We start from the raw sequence: 20,985 nt of genomic DNA on the forward strand, positions 1-20,985 counted from the left end.
GGCGCACACCCCCACGGATCAGCCGAGCTGACGGATTACGGCTGCTTCAGGAACAGGTCGTTGATGTCGATGTAGCTCGACTCCGTGCTGTACCGGGCACCACCGATGTTCGACCCGTAGAGCTGGATCTGCTTCGAGTAGTAGACCGGGGCGCCGGGGTTGATCTCCTCCACGATGCGGTGGTGAGCCTCTTCCCACGTCTTGGCCGCGGCCTCCGGCTCCTCGGTCAGGGCCTTCTGGATGAGGGCGTTGACCTGCTTGTCGTTGATGTGCGAGTAGTTCGGCGAACCGTCAGCGACCTGGGTGCCGTCGTAGACGGGGGTGATGACCGTGCCCGGGGACGGCCAGTCCTGGCCCCAGCCGGTCATGTACAGGTCGTACGGGTTCTTCAGCTTGCCGACCTGCTCGTAGAAGGTCGCGCGGTCGATCTCCTTGGCCTGGACGTCGAAGCCGATCTTGTTCAGCGCGTCCTTGATGATGACCATCTGGGCCTGGCCACGCGGGGTGTTGGAGTAGGCGTAGCTGAGCTTGGTGCCCTCCTTGACCCCCGCCTCCTTCAGCAGTTCCTTGGCCTTCGCCGGGTCGCCGTTGGGCTTCTTCAGCTTGCCGAACGGGTCGTAGGTGGGGTCGAAGCCCGGCAGGGTCGGGGCCAGCAGACCACCGGCGACCTCACCGCCGTACCGTCCGCCGTCCGCCTGGACCATGGACTGGTTCGGGATCGCGTAGGTGATCGCGTCGCGGACCTTCTTGTCCTTCATGTTGGCGCTGTCGAGGTTGAAGGAGAGCTGCCACACGTAGGGCTGGTATCCCTGGATGGTGCGCTTCTTCGCCGCCGCGTTGCCGATGACCGTGGCGAGCTGGGCCGGGTCCACCGAGTCCGTGAACTGGATGGCGTTCTTGGCCTCGCCCTGGTCGGCGAGCAGGCGCTTGGTCTGGCTGGCCTGGTCGATGGTGTTGGTGAAGTTGTAGCCGTCGACGTACTGGTGGCGCACCGAGTCCGTCTTCGCGTCCCACTGGGTGTTCTTGACCAGCGTCACCGACTTGCCGGCCTTGTACTCGGAGATCTTGTACGGGCCGAGCGAGGCCGGGGCCTTGTCGTACTTCTCCTTCGTGTCCTGCTTCTCGGGCACGATGGCGTAACCGGCCATGGCCAGGGCCTGCGGAAGGTCCGGCTGGGCGGCCTTGAAGTGGAAGACGACCGTCTTGTCGTCGGGGGTCTCCAGGACGGAGTCCGGCAGGTGCTTGCCCTTGAACGGGCCGTCCGGCAGGGCCTTGCGGTACTCGGGGCCCGAGAGCCAGTTCTGGACGTACGTCGGGCCGTCGAAGATGAACTTGGCGTACTGCCGCTCGATGGTGTGGCGGACGTCGGCGGACGTGATGACGTTGCCGTCCTCGTCCTTGATGCCGTCCTTGAGGGTGTACGTCCAGGTCTTGCCGCCATCGGACGACTTGCCGGAGTCGGTGGCGACGTCACCGACGACGGTCAGGTTGCCCTTGTCGTCCTCCTGGAAGTTCGTCAGACCGCGGTGGACCAGGTTGGCGAACTGGCCCGCGTCGCTGACGTAGATCTGGCCCGGGTCCATGTGGGTCAGGTCGGACTGCTGGTAGACGTTGATGGTGCCGCCGGTCTTGGCCCCCGCCACCGCTTCGGCCGGACCGTTCGACGCCTGGGCATCACCGTAGGCGACAGGCGTCGACTGCGCGGCGGCGTCGTCCTTGGACTTGGAGTTGTCCTTGGAGTTGTCCTTGCCGCTGTCACTGGAGCAGCCGGTCAGCGCCAGCGACCCCGCTGTGATGGCGACGGCTATAGCGCGCACGGTGCGCGTTCTGATGGGCTTCATGATGCCGATGCACCTACCTGTCGATAGTTGTCCACGAGTACTGCCTGACGGTCCGGTCTCCCGGAACGGGGGTGGCAGTCCCCCCACCACCAATGGACGGTTAGCGTCCGGTCTTGGGGTCGAAAGCGTCCCGGACGGAGTCGCCGAGAAGGTTGAAGGCGAGCACGAAGACCACCATCGCGATGCCCGGGAAGAACATGAACATGGGGTCCTGCTCATAGATCCCGGCACCGATGGCGAACATCCGGCCCCAGTCCGGTGTCGGCTCCGTGAAGCCCACACCGACATATGAGAGGAAGGCGATGGAGAGGATCGAACTGGGCAGCATGTAGGTGCCCTGCACGAGGATCGGCGTGACGATGTTCGGCAGGATCTCCTTGCGCACGATGCGCGTCGGAGAGGCTCCCGAGACCTTGGCCGCCTCGACGAACTCCCGCTCCCGCAGGGAGAGTACGGAGCTGCGCACCAGCCGGGCCATGCCCATCCAGCCCAGGAACCACATCACGAGGATGATCGCCACGGCGCGCAGATAGGTGGGGGTCTCGTCCTTCGGGGAGACGAACATCGCGGTGACCACGGGCATGAAGGCGATGAAGAACAGCTGCTGCGGGAAAGCCAGGAAGAAGTCCGTGACCCGGCCCAGCCAGTAGTCGACCTTGCCGCCGAAGTAGCCGCTGACCATACCGATGACGACGCCGGTCAGCACGCTGAACACGGTGACGAGCACGGCCATGTAGAGCGAGGTGCGCATGCCGTACAGCAGCATGGTGAACACATCGCGCCCCAGCTTGGGCTCGACGCCGAACCAGAAGTCACCGGAGATGCCACCGTACGACCCGGTGGGCATGGCGAAGTCGTCGAGCAGGAAGGGGTAGTCGGGCTCCTGCGCGTAGAGCGTGTATGGATCCTTGCCGTACACCATCGATACGACCGGAGCGAGGGCGGCGATCGCGAAGAAGAAAATCACTACGACCGCGGAGACGACTCCGGTACGGTCCCGCTTGAAGCGATGCCACATCAACTGCCCGGGGGAGCGGCCCTCAAGCTTCGCCGCCTCGGCGGGGTCGGGTTTCGACGCGAGCTCGGGGTCCAAGGCCGCCGACGGCCCGGAGCCCTCGGCCTTGGTTGGACTGGTCATCTTTGTTCTTCCCCCGGGGGATGGAGAGTTGAGCGCAGCACAGATACCGGCGGGTTCTGTGGTTTCAGGGAACTTTCACCAAGTGGGTCAACGCGCGTCAAGGGCGGAAGACATAGGGATCTCCCTACCGTCCATATTTTGAGCAAAAATTGCAAAGATTGACACCTGCGCGCGCTTGACAGGTGAGACGAGAATCCGGCAATGCGGACATGACTGACGAAAATTTCGTTTACGCGTCCGAAACTTGATTGGCCGAAGCCCGATATGCGAACGCCGCCACTTCGATTCCACCGTGGCCCGAACTGAGACGATTTCGCCGTCCCACCGCGTGTACACGTACGCCCTATGTGTACGGGCATGCCGAAGGCCCGATCCCCCGCCGTGCGGAGAACCGGGCGTTCAGAAGGCCCTCAGAGGCACCCAGGAGCGTGCTCCCGGGTGCCGGAACAGGCAGGTCAGCCGTGCTTGGCGCGGCTCGCGGCGCGGGCGCGCTCGCGGCCGTCCAGCTTCACCTTGCGGATGCGAACCGACTCCGGGGTGACCTCGACACACTCGTCGTCGCGGCAGAACTCCAGGGACTGCTCCAGGGAGAGCTTGCGCGGCGGGACGATCGCCTCGAACGAGTCGGCCGCGGCCGACCGCATGTTGGTGAGCTTCTTCTCCTTGGTGATGTTCACGTCCATGTCGTCGGAGCGCGAGTTCTCGCCGACGATCATGCCCTCGTACACCTCGGTGCCGGGGTCGGTGAACAGCACGCCGCGCTCCTGGAGGTTCGTCATCGCGAACGCGGTGACGGCGCCGGCACGGTCGGCGACCAGGGAGCCGTTGTTACGGGTCGTCAGCACGCCGAACCACGGCTCGTGGCCCTCGTGGATGGAGTGGGCGATGCCCGTGCCACGCGTGCCGGTCAGGAACTCCGTACGGAAGCCGATGAGACCGCGGGAGGGAACGACGAACTCCAACCGCACCCAACCGGACCCGTGGTTGGACATGTTGTCCATCCGGCCCTTGCGGACGCCCATGAGCTGTGTGACCGCGCCCATGTGCTCCTCGGGCACGTCGATCGTCATGCGCTCGACGGGCTCGTGGACCTTGCCGTCGATCTCCTGGGTGACCACCTGCGGCTTGCCGATGGTCAACTCGAAGCCCTCACGGCGCATCTGCTCGACCAGGATGGCCAGCGCCAACTCACCGCGGCCCTGCACCTCCCACGCGTCCGGGCGCTCGGTGTCGAGCACGCGCAGCGAGACGTTACCGACCAGCTCGCGGTCCAGACGGTCCTTGACCTGACGGGCGGTGACCTTGCGGTCCTTGACGGCGGCCTTCGCGGAGGCGCCCTTGCCGGTACCGCCACGGCCGACCAGCGGCGAGGTGTTCGTACCGATGGTCATCGAGATGGCCGGCTCGTCGACCGTGATGAGCGGCAGCGCGATCGGGTTCTCGGGGTCTGCGAGGGTCTCGCCGATCATGATGTCCGGGATGCCGGCGACCGCGCAGATGTCACCCGGGCCGGCCATCTCGGCGGGCTTGCGGGTGAGCGCCTCGGTCATCAGCAGCTCGGTGATGCGGACGTTGGACATCGTGCCGTCGCGCTTGATCCACGTGACGGTCTGGCCCTTGCGCAGCTCGCCCTGCTCGACGCGCAGCAGCGCGATACGACCGAGGAAGTTGTCGGCGTCCAGGTTGGTGACGTGCGCCTGGAGGGGGGCCTCCGTGTCGTACTCCGGGGCCGGGACGTGCGAGAGGATCGTGGAGAAGAACGGCTCCAGGCTGTCGCTGTCGGCCGGGACGGTGCCGTCCTCCGGCTTGGTCAGCGAGGCCACGCCGTCCCGCGCACACGCGTAGACGATGGGGAACTCGATCTGCTCCTCGTCCGCCTCCAGGTCCAGGAACAGGTCGTAGGTCTCGTTGACGACCTCGTCGATCCGGGCGTCAGGGCGGTCGGTCTTGTTGATGCACAGGATGACCGGCAGACGCTGCTGGAGCGCCTTGCGCAGGACGAAGCGGGTCTGGGGCAGCGGGCCCTCGGAGGCGTCGACGAGCAGCACGACCGCGTCCACCATCGACAGACCGCGCTCGACCTCGCCGCCGAAGTCGGCGTGGCCCGGGGTGTCGATGATGTTGATCGTGATGACGTCGCCGCCATCCTTCGGGTGGTACTTCACGGCCGTGTTCTTGGCCAGGATCGTGATGCCCTTCTCACGCTCCAGGTCGTTGCTGTCCATCATGCGGTCGTCGAGCGACTCTGCGGCGTGCGCGGCGAAGGCACCGGCCTGCTTGAGCATGGCATCGACCAGGGTGGTCTTGCCATGGTCGACGTGGGCGACGATGGCGACGTTGCGGATGTCGTGGCGCGTGGCCATATTGAGGCGCTTCTCCCGGAGTGAGTGAACGGCTCCCGCTGCGCGGGGCCCGCCGGGCTTGAACACGCCACGGCCTTACCCCATCGTACGGGGCCGCTGCCGCTTGGGCTGCGCGGGCTGGGTGAGGTCGGTTGTCACAGCGCGGCCGAGTGGGGCTGAGCGCGCCCCGCGGCGGAGCCGCAAATGTCACAGCCCCGCGCCCCTGAGGGGCGCGGGGTCGCTCAGGAAGATGGGCTCACCTGCGGCTTTGTGCCCTTCCTCAAGAAACCCATGTCCTCGTACACCGGGGTCTGGAAGCCGAAGGCGCCCGCGTTGGCCAGGGTGGTGCGGGCCGCGGTCAGCTGGGGGCGTTGGTAGAGGGGGATCGAGCCGGCGGCGGCCCAGATACGGGCGTCCGCCTTGCGGACCAGGGAACGGGCCTCGTCCGGGTCGAGCTCGGCGATGGCCTGATCGAAGAGCTGGTCGACCTGGTCGGTGCCGACCCGGGTGTAGTTCTGCTCGACGTTCAGGGAGCCGTCGGCGGCCGGGACCGGCTTGGAGTAGATCGGGCGGGCGTCGGTCGCGGGGAACGCGGACGCGGGCCAGGAATACAGCGCCAGGTCGTACTGGCCCGACGCGATGTGATCCTTGAAGTAGCTCTCGTCGGCGACCTTGGAGATCTCCGTACGGATGCCAATGCGTTCCAGCATCCGCGAGATCCGCTCACCGACCGCCCGCAGCGACTCCGAGCCGGGGCCCGAGGGGAGCACGAAGCGCAGCGTCAGCGGCTTGCCGTCCTTGGCGAGCGGTCCGGCCGCGGCGCCTCCCGGGGCGGCCGTGCCCTTCGGCGCGTACGCCCCCGGGGCGCTGCCGTGCTGCAACTGCGACTGCGACTGCCCTTCGCGGGCGAGATGCTGCTCCACGGTGCCGGACGTGCCGGGCCCGTCCTTCTTCTGCCTCTTCTCCGTCTCGACCCTGCCGCGAACGCCCAGCACGTAGGCCTGGTCGAGGAGCGCGACCCTCTGCAGATCGGCCAGGGGCACGGGCGCGAGCATGGCGGAGCCGCGGTGGTCGCCCGGCTTGTTGTCCCCGGGCTTTCCGTCCTCACCGACGATGTACGTACCGTCGTCCCCGGAGCTGTCGGTGCCTTCGGAGCTCTCGGAGCCTTCCGAACTCGCGGAGCCGTCAGCGCTGTCCGAGCCGCCGGAACTGTCGGAGCCGCCGGAGCCTTCGTCAGTGTCCGAGTCCGCGCCCGAGTCCGAGTCCGAGGCAGCGGACGCCTTCGGCTTCTCCGCGTCGTCCGGCTTCTCGGAGGCCTCGGCGCCGGCCGCCTTCTTCTTCTCTTCCTTCTCCTTCGCTTCCTCCTTGACGGGACCGCCGGACACCCACCCGGCGTCGGCCAGCAGCGCCTGCGCCTCCTTGGTGTCCTGGCCGCCCAGCGCCCCGCTGTTGTCGGCGTACGCCTGCTGTCCGGAGAGCGCGAGATGGCTGCCGACCGGATCGGCGGGCAGGCCGAGGGGCTTGAGCACGACCCGGGCGAGCTCCTTGCGGTCGAGGGCGCGGGCCACGGCCCGGCGGACCCGCTCGTCGGCGAGCGGCCCCTCTTCCCCGTTCAACGCGAGCTGGGTGAAGGCGGGTTCGAGGGACTTGCGGACCTCGAAGCCGCGCAGGGACGCCTGCTCGTCCGCGTACTTCGCGATGGCCTTGCCCCGCTTCCGGCGGGCCAGGATCTCCCCGTCGGCCGCCTCCTCGTCGGAGCCGTGCGCGATCGCCCAGGAGCGCAGCGCCCTGGCGGGCGTGAGAGCGGCGCCGGGGCCGTGCGCGAGCGGCGCCCCCTTGCCGCCCTTGCCGTTCTCCTTGTCGCGGGCGGCGAGCGTGATGCGGTGGGCCTCCGAGGAGCCGATCTCGGCCAGGTCGACCTGGCCTTCGGTGAGCGCGGCGGTGCGCTTGTCACGCGGTACGGCGCGCAGGACCAGCGCGGAGAGCTTGGCGGGGCGGCCCCACCAGCGCGGGTTGCGCTTCAGCGTGACCTCGCCGGCGTTCTTGTCGACGGTGGCGACGGCGAAGGGTCCTGCGGTGACCTTGAGCTTGCGGCGGGCGCTGTCGTTGAAGGCGTCGGGGGTGGCCATGACGTCCTTCGGGTACAGCGGCGAGAAGAGCGACTGCCAGTCGGCGTACGGCTTGCTGAAGGTGACCCGCACCTCCAGGTCGTTGGCGCCGCGTTCGATCTTCTCGATGCGGTCGTAGCCGGCGTTGCGGGCGGTCCAGTACGCGGTGTCCTTGCCGGACAGGGCGCGCCACTGGGCGGCGAAGTCGGCGGCGCCGATCTCGCGGCCGTCGCTCCAGACGGCCTGCTGGTTGAGCTTGTAGAGCACGACCTGTCTGGGTTCGCGGTCGACGACCTTCGCGGACTCCAGGTAGTCGGGGTTGCGCTGCGGCCGGCCGTTCGCGTCGAGCCGGTACATGGAGGGCAGCACGGCGCCCGCGACCTTGGAGGTGGCGGCGTCCGCGTCGGCCTGGAAGGCGTTGAGCGTCTCCGGGACCGCGTCCACGGCCCAGCGCAGGGTGCCGCCGTCCGCGATCAGAGCCCGCCCGGCGGGGGCGATCTCCTGACCGGCCGCGGGCCTGCCCGCCTCGTCCTTCTCGCTGCAGCCGGCCAGGGCGGGCACCGCGAGCACGCCCGCCGTGAGGAACGCGACCGAGCGCATCACCGCGCGCGGTCCGACGCCGTCGTGGGTCATGACTGGATACCTCCGGGGCGGTGCTGATCACGTCGGGCAGTACAGGTCAGGCCGTGTGATGTAGATCACGTTCGGCGGTATAATGGTGCTGATCAGATCTATCGCCCCACTGAAGGGGAGAGTCGCCGCCTCGGGGCGGCGACACGGCGGCCGGCCCACGGAAGCCCACCCGTGCGGCCCAACGTTTCCGCGCGTCGGGGCGCCTCCGGTCCGCCCGGGGGCGCACGCTCTAGCGCGCGAGGGGACTCGGGGAAGTGCGGGTGCGTAACCGCGCTTCCCGGAGCGCCTTCGAGGACGACACGATCCGGTAATCCATGCAGATCCCTTCCCAGGGGCCGATGTGACGCGCAACACTCGCAGGCGCATGAACGTTGCCGCCTTGGGCCAGAGGGTCCGCGGAAGTGAGGGCACGCCATGTCCGTGCACGATGACCTGACGTCAGTCCAGCGCTGTCTCGACGACCTGGTGAGGTCCGTGAAGCGCCTGGAACAGCAGATGGGTGGCGGCGGCCTGGAGATGCGCAGGGTGCGCACCGACGCCGACCACCTGCGCGAGAGCGTGGCACTGCTGCGCGAGGCCGCCCCTGAGCTCACGAAACCTCGGCGCCCCGATCTCGTTTCCATCCCCGACACCCCGTACGACAACACCCTGTGGACGGACTCCGACGACGAGGGTCTCGGCTCCCGCGACCGCCGCGCCCCATGAACACGCCGGCCGACCGGCGAGCGAGGCGAACCGGGCCCTGAAGAGAAGGTGCGCTTTCCTTGGCCACTGGTACGGAACCCCAAATGAACAGCGGCGGCGTACGGACCCGTACGCGCGCCGCGATCGCCGCCCCGCATCTGCGGACCGACCGCTGGTGGCTGGCTCCCGCCGCCACCGCGGCCGGGCTGCTGGCGTTCGTCGTCTACTCGACGTGGCGGGCGTTCGCGAACAGCGACTACTACGCGGCCCCGTACGTCTCGCCGTTCTACTCGCCCTGTCTGGCGGAGAACTGCGAGCCGATGCGCTCCGGACCGAACTGGGAGATCTTCGGCAGCTGGTGGGGCCTGTCCCCCGCCCTGATCGTCCTGATCTTCCCGCTCGGCTTCCGGCTGACCTGCTACTACTACCGCAAGGCCTACTACCGGGGCTTCTGGGCCTCGCCGCCGGCCTGCGCGGTCGCCGAGCCGCACAAGACGTACACCGGCGAGACCCGCTTCCCGCTGATCCTGCAGAACATCCACCGCTACTTCTTCTACGCGGCGGTGCCGGTCGCCGGGATCCTCACGTACGACACCGTGCTCGCCTTCCGTGACGAGCACTACGAGTGGGGCCACATGGGGCTCGGGACGCTCGTGTTCCTGGTCAACATCACGCTGATCTGGGCGTACACGCTGTCCTGCCACTCCTGCCGGCACATCGTCGGCGGCAAGCTCAAGCACTTCTCCAAGCATCCCGTGCGCTACAAGACCTGGCAGCTGGTCGGGAAGCTGAACGCCCGTCACATGCAGCTGGCCTGGGCGTCCTTGGTGAGCGTGGCGCTCGCCGACTTCTACGTGTTCCTGGTCGCCTCCGGCGCTTTCGACGATCCGAGGTTTTTCTGATGTCCGTGGTCGACCGGCAGGAGTGGGACGTCGTAGTGGTCGGCGCCGGTGGCGCCGGCCTCCGTGCCGCCATCGAGGCCCGCGAGCGCGGCGCCCGCACGGCAGTGATCTGCAAGTCGCTGTTCGGCAAGGCGCACACGGTGATGGCCGAGGGCGGCATCGCGGCGGCCATGGGCAACGTCAACTCCGGGGACAACTGGCAGGTCCACTTCCGCGACACGATGCGCGGCGGCAAGTTCCTCAACCAGTGGCGGATGGCCGAGCTGCACGCGCAGGAGGCCCCCGACCGGGTCTGGGAGCTGGAGACCTGGGGCGCCCTCTTCGACCGTACGAAGGACGGGCGGATCTCGCAGCGCAACTTCGGCGGGCACGAGTACCCGCGGCTGGCGCACGTCGGCGACCGTACGGGCCTGGAGCTGATCCGCACGCTCCAGCAGAAGATCGTGTCGCTCCAGCAGGAGGACTTCAAGGAGACCGGGGACTACGAGTCGCGCCTGAAGGTCTACCAGGAGTGCACGGTCACCCGAATCCTGAAGGACGGCAACAAGGTCTCCGGGGCCTTCTGCTACGAGCGCGAGTCCGGCCGTTTCTTCGTCCTGGAAGCCCCCTCGGTGGTGGTCTCCACCGGCGGCATCGGCAAGTCCTTCAAGGTGACGTCGAACTCGTGGGAGTACACGGGTGACGGGCACGCGCTGGCGCTGCTCGCGGGTGCGCCGCTGCTGAACATGGAGTTCGTGCAGTTCCACCCGACGGGCATGGTCTGGCCGCCGTCCGTGAAGGGCATCCTCGTCACGGAGTCCGTGCGCGGGGACGGCGGGGTCCTGCGGAACTCCGAGGGCAAGCGGTTCATGTTCGACTACATCCCCGACGTCTTCAAGGAGAAGTACGCGCAGTCGGAGGAGGAGGGCGACCGGTGGTACGAGGATCCGGACCACAACCGCCGCCCGCCTGAGCTGCTCCCCCGGGACGAGGTGGCGCGGGCCATCAACTCCGAGGTGAAGGCCGGCCGCGGCTCCCCGCACGGGGGCGTCTTCCTGGACGTGTCGACGCGGATGCCCGCCGAGGTGATCAAACGCCGACTGCCGTCCATGTACCACCAGTTCAAGGAACTCGCGGACGTCGACATCACCGCCGAGGCGATGGAGGTCGGGCCCACCTGTCACTACGTGATGGGCGGGATCGCGGTCGAGTCGGACAGCGCGTCGGCGCGTGGCGTGCCCGGTCTGTTCGCGGCCGGGGAGGTCGCAGGCGGGATGCACGGCTCCAACCGGCTCGGCGGCAACTCCCTCTCCGACCTGCTGGTGTTCGGGCGGCGGGCCGGTCTGCACGCGGCGCAGTACGCCACGGGGCTCACGGGTTCCGCCGAGGGGCGGCCCCTCGTGGACGAGGTCCAGATCGCCGCGGCGGCCGCGGAGGCCCTGCGGCCCTTCTCGGCCGAGGGCCCCGAACCCGGCGCCGGCAGTGCTGATCCGGGGGACGCCCCCCAGACCCCCGGTGGCCGCCCGCCGGAGAACCCGTACACCCTCCACCAGGAACTCCAGCAGACGATGAACGACCTCGTCGGCATCATCCGCCGCGAGGCGGAGATGGAGACGGCCCTGGAGAAACTCGCCGACCTGCGTGTACGGGCCCGGCGGGCCGGGGTCGAGGGGCACCGGCAGTTCAACCCCGGCTGGCATCTCGCGCTGGACCTGCGGAACATGCTGCTCGTCAGCGAGTGCGTGGCGCGGGCCGCCCTGGAGCGGACGGAGTCGCGGGGCGGCCACACGCGGGAGGACCATCCGACGATGGATCGTGCGTGGCGGCGCGTGAACCTGCTCTGCCAACTGGTCGATCCCTCCGGGGGGTTGGCGGCGACCGACCCCGTGCGCGGGCAGATCGATCTGGTCCGCGAGACCACCGAACCCATCCGCCCCGACCTGCTCGCCCTCTTCGACAAGGAGGAGCTGGTCAAGTACCTCGCCGAAGAGGAGCTCTACGAGTGAGCAGCTATGAGGCCCGCTTCAAGGTGTGGCGCGGGGATACCGAGGGCGGCGGCCTGGAGGACTTCGGCGTCGAGGTGAACGACGGCGAGGTGGTGCTCGACATCATCCACCGCCTCCAGGCGACCCAGGCACCCGACCTGGCCGTGCGCTGGAACTGCAAGGCGGGCAAGTGCGGTTCGTGTTCGGCGGAGATCAACGGCCGCCCCCGGCTGCTGTGCATGACCCGGATGTCGGTGTTCACCCGCGAGGAGACGATCACCGTGACGCCGCTGCGGGCGTTCCCGGTCGTACGGGACCTGGTGACGAACGTCGGCTTCAACTACACGAAGGCGCGGGAGGTACCCGCGTTCGTGCCGCCCAAGGACCTGGGCCCCGGTGAGTACCGGATGATGCAGGAGGACGTGGACCGCTCGCAGGAGTTCCGCAAGTGCATCGAGTGCTTCCTGTGCCAGGACACGTGCCATGTCGTCCGCGACCACGAGGAGAACAAGACGGCGTTCGCGGGCCCGCGCTTCCTGATGCGGGTGGCCGAACTGGACATGCACCCCTTGGACGCGGCCGAGGAGAGCGGCCTGGACCGCAAGAAGACGGCCCAGGACGAACACGGCCTCGGCTACTGCAACATCACCAAGTGCTGCACCGAGGTCTGCCCCGAGGGCATCAAGATCACGGACAACGCCCTGATCCCCTTGAAGGAACGGGCGGTCGACCGGAAGTACGACCCGCTGGTGTGGCTGGGGTCGAAGATCATGAGGCGGTCCTCAGGAGCGTGAGGGTCTGTTCGAGGCTGTGCTCCGCGATACCGCGCATGGACGCCGGGTCCGGGAAGTCGCCGACGTCGAGGAGGCGCAGAGGGCCGGCGACGAGGGACAGATGCATGGCCAGGCGGTAGAGGCGCAGCCGGTCCGCGTCCAGGCCGTCGACGCGCAGGGCCTCGTAGTGCTCCTGGAAGCGCTGGCGCAGGAACACGTGCTCCCACTCGGCGTCGAAGTAGAGCAGGCCCTCGATGTCGATGAGCGCCGGGTGGCCGTTCGCGTCCACGAGGACGTGGTCGGGGCCCAGTTCGCCGTGGATGAGGGTGTGGTGGGTTCGGGGGCCCACCGCGGCGGCGAGGGTGTGCAGGAGGTCGTGCAGGGCCTCGCGCACGGCGGCGATCCGGTCTTCGCGGCCGGCGGCCTCCGCCAGGTCGCTCAGGGCGCGGTCGCGTACGACCTGTTCGCAGGAACTCCCTTGCGGGACACCGCCGTTGTCGACGAGGGCGACCTTGCCGAAGCGGGGCGCCCGGTGGGCGTGCATGGTGCGCAGGGCCTCGGACAGCTCGCGCAGCGGGGCCGCGGCCGCCTCGGGATCGCGGTGCAGCAGTTCCTCCAGGCTGCCACCGCGTATGTCCTCCACGACGGCCGCGTCCGCCGGCAGGTGCGCGTGGGTGCGGTCGGCGAACAGGAGGCGCGGAGTGCGGATGCCGACTGCCGTGAGCCGGTCGTACGAGGCCGTGAACAGGTCGATTCCGGAGGCGTGCGAGAACGGGTCGCGGTCGTCCACCGGGCCCGATGACCAGTAGTCCTCGTCCGGCGACCAGACGTACGCGACGGCGGTGGTGTCGTCGTCGAAGGCGAGGCGGTAGACGCCCTTCTTGGTGCCGCCGCGCAGCCTGGACACACCGGCCAGGCGGCGGGTCCGGCCCACGGCCGCCCGGGCGAGGGGGGTGAGGTCGTCCCGGGTGAGTTCCCTGCGTGCGTCGGTCATCGGTCGATCATGTCAGCGCAGGGGGCGGGCTTCTGTGGTTGCTGCGCCTTCGGTGGCGGGGGGCGGGGCCGTGGCCGCGGGTGGTACGCGGTTCGTCCTCGGTCCTCAGAACGGCGGTAACGCCCGGTCGCCTCAGAACAGGCTCAGCAAGGCCTCCGCCGGGTCTGCGAGGCCCGTTCCGCCGTTCGGGAGGGGGAGTTCGAACCACACCGTCTTGCCTCGCGGGGTGCGGCGGGAGCCCCAGGCCGCGCTGAGGAGGCCTACCAGTTGGAGGCCGCGGCCACCCTCGTCCGTGTCACGGGCGCGGCGGCGGCGGGGCTGGACGAGGCCGGCGTCCCAGACCTCGCAGACCAGGGTGCGGTCGAGCAGGAGGCGCAGACGGATCTCGCCCTCGCCGTAGCGCAGGGCGTTGGTGACGAGTTCGCTGACGAGGAGTTCGGCCGTGTCGACGAGGGGTTCGAGGTCCCAGCTGAGCAGCTGGCCCCGGGCGTACTCCCGGGCGCGGCCCACGCTGCGCGGCTCGCGCGGCAGCGTCCAGTCGCCGACCGACTCGGGCGGCAGCCCCTGGACACGTGCCATCAGCAACGCGATGTCGTCCTCGCCGTGGTGCGTGTCGAGCGTGTTGAGAACGTGGTCGCAGACGTCCTCCAGCGGGCTGGAGGGGTCGGTGAGGGCGCCCACGAAGGCCTGCAGGCCCTCGTCGAGGGGGTGGTGGCGGGATTCGACCAGTCCGTCCGTGTAGAGCGCCAGAAGGGCACCCTCGGGGAGTTCCACCTCCACCTCCTCGAAGGGCTCGCCGCCCACGCCGAGCGGCATCCCCGGCGGTACGTCGAGCATGAGCGCGTTCTCTCCCGGTTCGACCAGGACAGGCGGGAGGTGGCCCGCGTTGGCGAACGTACAGCGGCGGGTGACGGAGTCGTAGACCGCGTACACGCAGGTGGCCAGGTAGACCTCGGAGAGGTCGGCGTCGCGGGACTGGCGGGCACCGCGCGTAGACTGCTGGGTTCCGCCGGGCGTTCCCAGGCCGCGGGCGATCTCGTCCAACGCGGAGAGGACCTCGGCCGGTTCGAGGTCGAGCAGCGCCAAAGTGCGTACGGCCGTGCGGAGTTCGCCCATCGCGACGGCCGCGCGCAGCCCGCGGCCCATCACGTCACCGACGACCAACGCCGTGCGGTGGCCGGGGAGTTCGATGACGTCGAACCAGTCGCCGCCGACCTCCGTGGCCGCGTTCCCGGGAAGATAACGGCACGCGATGTCCAGGCCGGAGGCCTCCGGGTCGCCCGGGGGGAGCAGGGAGCGCTGCAGTATCAGGGCGCGCTCGTGCTCCCGGCGGTAGAGGCGGGCGTTGTCTATGCAGACCGCGGCCCGCGAGGCCAGTTCGACCGCGAGGGAGCTGTCACGTTCCCCGAACGGCTCACTCCCCTTCGTACGCGAGAACTGGACCAGACCGACGACCGTGTCGTGGGCGACCATCGGGACCGCGAGCGTGGACTGGATCAGGCCGCCCTCCTCGGCGGCGACGGACTGCGGCCGGCCGGTGCGCAAGGCGTCGGCGTAGGGGGAGTTGAAGGCGTAGCGGTGGACCGCGCCGACGTTCACGGGCTCCGGACCGCCGAGGAAGGGGGCGTCGGACACGGCGCTGGCATAGGCGACGCGGCGCAGCTCGGCGCTGCCGTCGGCGAGGCCGGGCGGGGTCTCGTCGCCGGCCAGAAGCCCCTGGTAGAGGTCGACGGAGGCGAGGTCGCAGAAACCGGGGACGGACACGTCGAGCAGCTCGCGGGCCGTGGTCTCCAGGTCGAGCGAGTTGCCGATGCGCGCGCCCGCCTCGTTCAGAAGGGCGAGATTGCGCCGGGCGTGCGCGGCCTCGCGGGCGGCGGCACGGCGCGCGGTGATGTCGACGCCCAGCCAGGCGATGCCGATCGGACGGCCCGAACCGCCGTGTACGCGATAGAGGTTGATGGACCAGAAACGGCGCTCGCTGGAACCCGGCACGGTACCCGTGACCAGCATTTCCGTCACCGAGTCGCCGGTCTCCAGGACCCTGCGCAAGGTCGCGGAGACACGATCGGCCTCGCCCGGCGGCAGGTAGTCCCTGACGGTGCGTCCGCGATGGTCGTCGACGCCGCCGCCGAAGAGCGAGGCGAACCGGTCATTGGCCTGACGGATGCGCAGGTCCGGGTCGATCAGCACGAAACCGAAAGGAGATTGGCCGAAAATAGCCTGCGAGGCGGCAAGATCCGTCTCGATTCTGCGGAGAATGCGTACATCCACGACGATGCACACGGCGGCCCGCTCGCCCTCCTCGGTCCGCGTCGGCATGACGTAGACCTCGGCGAGCCCTTCGGCGGTCTGGCCGGTGCCATCGGGGTCGGGCAGCCGGAAGGGGACTACACCGGTCCACTCCCGACCGTCGAGGACTTCGGCCATCTTCCGCTGGCCCAGCTCACGCTTGTCCTCGGCGAAGAAGGCCTCGATGGGATCCATGCCCACGGCCCGCTCGGTCGTGATGCCGAAGAGCTGCTCGGCGCGCAGACTCCACTGGTCGACGAGGCCGTCGGGGCCGATGGAGAACGAGGCGACCTTGATGTAGTCGTAGATCGATCCGGGCGGGCTGTTCTGCCACACGACCTCGCCGGGCACTTCGCCCGGCAGCTCACCGGACACCCCACCGGACACTTCGCCGGGTACCGCGCCCGCCCCCGCACCCCGCGCCTCGCCCGGCTCTGGCACCGGCACGGCGCCATCGCCTGTTGTCGCATCAGCCATCGCGCCGCCCGACGGATCCTCGGACTCCGTGGCCTTCGCTGGTATCTCGCTCACGCGAACCGTCCCCTCCAGCTCACCGCGTCCGGCACCGGTCACCGGAGGCGGCTGCCCGCAGTATCCAGCACTACGGTGCCGCACAACACGGTGTTCACGATCACAGCACGGTCCCGATGCTTTTAGGACCGGCCGCGACAAACACTCCCAGTCTTCTAACCATGTGAGACCCCGTCGAACCACAGACTTGGGGGTGGCGCGTGTGTACGGGTGGGTTCGGGGTGACTCGGGTGCCGTGGGGGGTGGCTGGGAGTCGCTTGGGAATCGCTCGGGAGTCGCCTGGGAGCCGCTCGGCTTTGGCTGCGGATTGGCCCGGGAGCGGCCGGGGATGGGCCGGGGATGGGCCGCTGTTCGACTGCGGGGCGACTACGAATCGGCTCGGGATCGGCCGCTGGTCAGTGCGAATGGGCTGCGCGCCGGCTAGCGATTGACTTGGGACCGGCAGGCCGACTTGGGACTGGCCGGCCGACTTGGGACTGGCCGGCGGATCGACTTCCGGTCAGCTCGGGAGTGCCAGTTCGAACCACACCGTCTTGCCCGGGCCGCCCAGTCGGGTGCCCCAGCGGCGCGAGGAGTTCGCCACGAGCTGAAGGCCTCGGCCACTCTCGTCCTCGGGCTCCGCGTCACGCTCCAGGGGTGGGTCCGGGAGTGGATCGGAGACCTCTACGAGCAGGGCGTCCATCGGTTCCGGGGGGCGGACGAGGCGTACGCCGATGGGGCCCGTGGCGTGCCGCAGGGAGTTGGTCACCAACTCGCTGACCAGTAGCGCGGTCACGTCCGCGAGGGCGTCGAGGCCCCAGGAGTGGAGCTGGCCGCGGACTGCGGCGCGGGCGGTGCGCACGGCGCCTGGATCCGCGGGAAAGGTCCACTCGGCGATGTCGCCCTCGGTGTGGATCACGCAGATCACTCCCAGGCCAGAAGCGGACCATGTCCGTTTTCATGGGGTTAATGGGCACATACCCGATATCCCGGGCGGAGTACCGTGCGCAAGGGCGCACGGTGGTGCGAACAGCGCACTCGGCGCTCGTCGCAGCCGCCACATGCGCCTCGCGAGGCCGAGCGTCCCACGTACGGTGTGCGTCCCGCATCCCGCAGGCCCGAGTGCGCGAAGTTGTGATGGTCACACCTTTTCTTCGCCCTCGCCGCCCGCACCCGTTCCCGCCCCTGGGGGCTCCGCCCCCAGACCCCCGGTATCGCGCTGAACGCGCTCGTCCTCAAACGCCGGACGGGCTGGGTGGGTGAGGATGGGTGGGAAGTTCGAGTGGGTGCGACAACGGCCCGGAAGCGGGGCGCAGCCCCCGCCTTCCAGGGGCGCGGGGAACTGCGCGCCCAGCCACACCCAACCCGCACCCGACAACCCTCGGGCACGGGGTCTGGGGCGGAGCCCCAGAGGGACGATGGGGCCCCCGCTCGAACGAAGCCGAGAGTGGGGGAGGGTAAGGGCGGCGGGGGCGAAAACCCCTACCCCCCAGCCGCCCCACTCCCCCAAGCCCCCCTCGCGACCTCCATCACGGCCGCCACATCCTGGTCCAGCCACTCCACGTCCCAGAGCTCGTCGGGAGTCAGCCAGCGGAGCTCGTCGTGGTCCTGGAGCGCCTTGGGCGCAGGCGAGCCAGGGAGAAACCGCACGGTCCAGACGTGGAGGACGTACGGCGACCTCAACGGCCACTCACCCGGAACACGGGCGAGCACCTCCGCCTCCACACCCAGTTCCTCGCGGAGCTCCCGCACGAGCGCCCCCTCGGACGTCTCCCCGGCCTCCACCTTCCCTCCGGGCAGCTCCCAGCGCCCGGCCAACTCGGCGGGCGCACTGCGGCGGGCGGCAAGGAGACACCCGTCGCCGAGCACGGCGGCTCCCACCACCACGATCCGTTCGGTCATGCGCCGGAGCCTACGGGAGCCGCGCGGGCACCCTCACACGCGTCAGTTCGAGCCGTTCTGCTCGCTCTGCCCGATCCGCTCGACCCAGTAGAGCTGCTTGTGTCCACGGTCGTCGAGGCTGTCCGCGATCTTCTGGGCCTCGGCCCTCGTCGCATACCTGCCGACGCGGTATCGGTTGCCGCTGTCGTCCTGTCGTATGACGAGCCAGGGAAGTGTGATCGTGCCGTCATTCATCGCACCCCTCCACTCCCCGCCCCCGGCCCGCGCCCTGCCTCGTGCCATAAGGAAACCGCAATCCGCATATGCCGGAGCCTACGCCTAACCTTCACGCAGCGAATACGGATTTTCACAAAGAGGTACGCCATAAGGTGCCCGAGAGGTACGCAACCGGCCAGCACAGAGGGGGCGCATCCTCGCGGATACGCCCCCTCATTCCCTTCAGGCTCCCGTCGGCGGTACCGAGACCGGGCCGAAGGCCCGCCACGAGAACGACCGAATTCCACCGGTACCGGTACCGGTACCGGTACCAACCGGCACCGGCACCAGCGCCAGCGCCGGTACTGACACCGGCACCCCGCACCGGCGCCAGCACCCACAACCCACAATCGGCGAGCGGCAAGCAGGAAGCGGGAGGCGGGAACCGTCACGCGATCGGTCGGCTCAACCCCCGACTCGAACCGCCAGAACCCCCGCCCACCTATTTCACCGGCAGGTGGTAGGCGATCCGGTACCGGTCCGCCGGTACCACCACGTCCGCCGTCTCCACCGGGCGCCCCGACGCGTAGTACGTCCGCTGGATGACGACCACGACATGCCCGGGCACACCCCCCAGCGCCGACAACTCCTCGGCGAGGCCGGGCCTGGCGCCCACCTCCTCCGTGACGTTGTCCACGATCACGTCGATGGCGGCCATGCGCTCGACGACGCCCATGCCGCCGAGGGGGCCCTCCTCGGGGAGCATCACCGGTGTCCGGCCCGTGACCGCGAGGGGCTCCCAGGAGGTGGAGAGCATCATCGCCTCGCCCGCGTCCCGGAAGACGTACTTCGTGCACATCACACGGTCGCCGGCCTGGATGCCGAGTCGCTCGGCGATGGCGCCGCTCGCCTCGGCCTGCGCGCTGTGCGACTCCCACGTGCCGCGCGCGGAGACGTCGGCCTGCTCCTGGCGGAACGGCGTCGCGCCGCTGTCCGGCCGGTACCCGGAGCGGGCGACACTGCGGGGCACCGGACGCTCGCGCACATACGTGCCCGACCCGGAGCGGCCCTCGACGAGGCCCTCGGCCATCAGGACTTTGCGGGCCTCCAGGGCGACCGTGTCCGAGACCCCGTACTCCTCGCGGATTCTGGCCTGTGACGGGAGCCGTGTGTGCGGTGGCAGCGATCCGTCGACGATCTTCTTGCGAAGATCACCTGCGACGCGCAGATACGCCGGCTGCTCACCGAATGTCACTGGCCACTCCCGTCAGGTTGTACAGACAGCTACAGGGTGGCAACCGTGGGTTGTACCAGGCAAGCAAAGGCCAGAGAATCACTCGATGTGATGACATGCGGCCGCCATGGGCTTTACGCAGGCACTTTCTCCCCGCTATGGCCGCCGTCACACCTCCGCGCCACCGCCTCCTGTGCCACCTCCCGTACCGGTGCCCTCATCTCCGCCACCCTCGCCACCCCCGTCACTCTCGTCGCCCTCGTACGACTCCGGTGGCGCCGAGGCGAGGCCCAGAGCCTTGCGCGTGGTGACCGCCTTCTTGGCGTCGGTGAGTTCCAGCGCCTTGCCGTAGTGCTCGTAGAAGGCGTCCGCGTCGGCGGCCTTCGCCGCCTCCGCCCACTCTCCCCGCGCCTTGTCGAGGTCCTTGACCAGCGCGGCGACCGGCTCCTTCGCTTCGGTCGGCCAGTCGTGGCCGCGCAGCATTCCGATCTGCTCGGTGATGGCGCCCGAGACCTTGGTCGCCCACTCCTTGTGGCCGGGCAGGTCGTCCTCGACGTACTCCTCGTCCGGCGCCGCCTCCATGGCCTCGTTGAGGACCTGGGCCGCCTTCAGATAGGCGAGCTGGTCGGCGTCGAGGGTCGTCCCGTCCTGGCGCAGCGAGCCGGTCAGGCTGCCCTTCTCGTCCACGTTGCCGAACAGGCAGCTGATCTCGCGGTCGCCGAGGCTCCAGCTGTCCCGGGTGGGCGTGAAGTAGTAGATGTCGACGTTCTCCGGGATGGCCCAGGAGTCCATGGCGTAGGCGTACTGGAGCGTGTAGCACTTGTCGGCGGCCTCGGCGATCGCTTCGTCACCGGGGTAACCGCCGCCCGCCATCGTGAAGTTCGCGAAGACCTCGCCGTCGTGCTCACCCTCGCAGGACACCGTGTCGACGTCGTACGCCATGCCTTCCAGCGAGCCGCCCGGCGCGTCGAAGCACTCGCCCTCGTCCACGGAGAACGTGGCGCCGTTCCCGCCTGCCTCGCGCGCCCCCTCCTTGAAGCCTTCCCAGAAATCGGCCGCTCCGCCGGTGGCGAGCGCGAGTGCGAGGATCGCGGCGCCGATGCCCGACAGGATCATCCCGGCGATCGCCATGCCCTTGCCGCGCTCGCCCTTCTTCCTGATCTGCCCCAGCGCGAAGAACCCGAGGACCAGTCCTACGAGGGGGAGGAAGCACAGGATGCCGAGGACGAGGGCGGCGATGGCCAGGCCGTTGACCGGCGCGGGGCCGTTGCCGTTGTACGGCGGGTAGCCCTGGCCCTGGCCCTGGCCCCAGGGCTGATACCCGTACGGGCCTGGTCCTGGGCCCTGCGGTGCGTACGGCCCCTGCGGTGGATACGGCCCCTGACCCTGATACGAGCCGTACGGTCCCTCGCCGTACGGTCCCTGGGGTTGGCCCTGAGGCTGCTGCGGCCCAGGGGGCGGGGGTATCTCCACTAG

General features: G+C 69.2%; 15 protein-coding genes. 4 read left to right on the plus strand and 11 right to left on the minus strand.

The genetic code is table 11. The annotated features are described in order from the left end of the window. Positions 1-35: 35 nt before the first annotated feature. The 4 genes from OHA11_RS15390 to OHA11_RS15405 all read right to left on the minus strand — a co-directional run bounded on the left by OHA11_RS15390 (position 36) and on the right by OHA11_RS15405 (position 8,062). Complete coding sequence (locus tag OHA11_RS15390) at positions 36-1,841, minus strand: ABC transporter substrate-binding protein (protein WP_266496566.1); 1,806 nt, start codon at positions 1,839-1,841, stop codon at positions 36-38. 100 nt (positions 1,842-1,941) lie between these two features. Continuing rightward, complete coding sequence (locus OHA11_RS15395; protein ID WP_266496568.1) at positions 1,942-2,979, minus strand: ABC transporter permease; 1,038 nt, start codon at positions 2,977-2,979, stop codon at positions 1,942-1,944. 455 nt (positions 2,980-3,434) lie between these two features. Further along, positions 3,435-5,342 (minus strand): translational GTPase TypA, encoded by a 1,908-nt coding sequence (typA, locus tag OHA11_RS15400; RefSeq protein ID WP_266496570.1) that lies wholly within the window; start codon positions 5,340-5,342, stop codon positions 3,435-3,437. Between the two features lie 221 nt (positions 5,343-5,563). Next, positions 5,564-8,062 (minus strand): ABC transporter family substrate-binding protein, encoded by a 2,499-nt coding sequence (locus tag OHA11_RS15405; protein WP_266496572.1) that lies wholly within the window; start codon positions 8,060-8,062, stop codon positions 5,564-5,566. 414 nt (positions 8,063-8,476) lie between these two features. Between OHA11_RS15405 and OHA11_RS15410 the strand changes: the two genes are divergently transcribed. The 4 genes from OHA11_RS15410 to OHA11_RS15425 are packed head-to-tail and all read left to right on the plus strand — an operon-like array spanning position 8,477 to position 12,406. Continuing rightward, positions 8,477-8,767 (plus strand): hypothetical protein, encoded by a 291-nt coding sequence (locus tag OHA11_RS15410; protein ID WP_266496574.1) that lies wholly within the window; start codon positions 8,477-8,479, stop codon positions 8,765-8,767. Positions 8,768-8,826: 59 nt separating this feature from the next. Further along, a complete protein-coding gene (locus tag OHA11_RS15415; RefSeq protein ID WP_266496577.1) occupies positions 8,827-9,648 on the plus strand; it encodes a hypothetical protein in 822 nt (273 codons plus the stop codon). Beyond that, positions 9,648-11,633 carry a fumarate reductase/succinate dehydrogenase flavoprotein subunit gene (locus OHA11_RS15420; RefSeq protein WP_266496579.1) on the plus strand — a complete coding sequence of 662 codons (1,986 nt, stop codon included), beginning with the start codon at positions 9,648-9,650 and terminating at the stop codon, positions 11,631-11,633. Before OHA11_RS15415 ends, OHA11_RS15420 begins: the two co-directional genes overlap by 1 nt. Then, complete coding sequence (locus tag OHA11_RS15425; protein WP_266496580.1) at positions 11,630-12,406, plus strand: succinate dehydrogenase/fumarate reductase iron-sulfur subunit; 777 nt, start codon at positions 11,630-11,632, stop codon at positions 12,404-12,406. The genes OHA11_RS15420 and OHA11_RS15425 overlap by 4 nt, the downstream gene beginning before the upstream one ends. On the opposite strand, the gene OHA11_RS15430 is transcribed toward OHA11_RS15425, so the two are convergent. The 7 genes from OHA11_RS15430 to OHA11_RS15460 all read right to left on the minus strand — a co-directional run bounded on the left by OHA11_RS15430 (position 12,381) and on the right by OHA11_RS15460 (position 20,982). Further along, the gene (locus OHA11_RS15430) at positions 12,381-13,379 is read right to left on the minus strand and encodes a phosphotransferase family protein (RefSeq protein WP_266496582.1); all 999 of its coding nucleotides are present in this window, start codon (positions 13,377-13,379) and stop codon (positions 12,381-12,383) included. The two genes, OHA11_RS15425 and OHA11_RS15430, sit on opposite strands and share 26 nt — an antisense overlap. A gap of 132 nt (positions 13,380-13,511) precedes the next feature. Beyond that, positions 13,512-16,199, minus strand: coding sequence for a SpoIIE family protein phosphatase (locus OHA11_RS15435; RefSeq protein WP_266496585.1), 2,688 nt, complete (start codon positions 16,197-16,199; stop codon positions 13,512-13,514). Between the two features lie 499 nt (positions 16,200-16,698). Continuing rightward, positions 16,699-17,106 (minus strand): ATP-binding protein, encoded by a 408-nt coding sequence (locus OHA11_RS15440; RefSeq protein ID WP_266496587.1) that lies wholly within the window; start codon positions 17,104-17,106, stop codon positions 16,699-16,701. Positions 17,107-17,660: 554 nt separating this feature from the next. Next, a complete protein-coding gene (locus OHA11_RS15445) occupies positions 17,661-18,080 on the minus strand; it encodes a (deoxy)nucleoside triphosphate pyrophosphohydrolase (protein ID WP_266496589.1) in 420 nt (139 codons plus the stop codon). A 42-nt stretch (positions 18,081-18,122) separates the two neighbouring features. Next, entirely contained in the window at positions 18,123-18,314 is a 192-nt protein-coding gene (locus OHA11_RS15450; protein ID WP_266496591.1) for an SPOR domain-containing protein, read from the minus strand. A gap of 463 nt (positions 18,315-18,777) precedes the next feature. Continuing rightward, complete coding sequence (locus OHA11_RS15455; protein ID WP_266496592.1) at positions 18,778-19,530, minus strand: GntR family transcriptional regulator; 753 nt, start codon at positions 19,528-19,530, stop codon at positions 18,778-18,780. A 147-nt stretch (positions 19,531-19,677) separates the two neighbouring features. Next, on the minus strand, positions 19,678-20,982 hold the full coding sequence (locus OHA11_RS15460) for a DUF4190 domain-containing protein (RefSeq protein WP_266496593.1): 1,305 nt from the start codon (positions 20,980-20,982) through the stop codon (positions 19,678-19,680). Between the last annotated feature and the right edge of the window lie 3 nt (positions 20,983-20,985).

Source organism: Streptomyces sp. NBC_00878 (assembly GCF_026341515.1).
GTDB lineage: Bacteria > Actinomycetota > Actinomycetes > Streptomycetales > Streptomycetaceae > Streptomyces.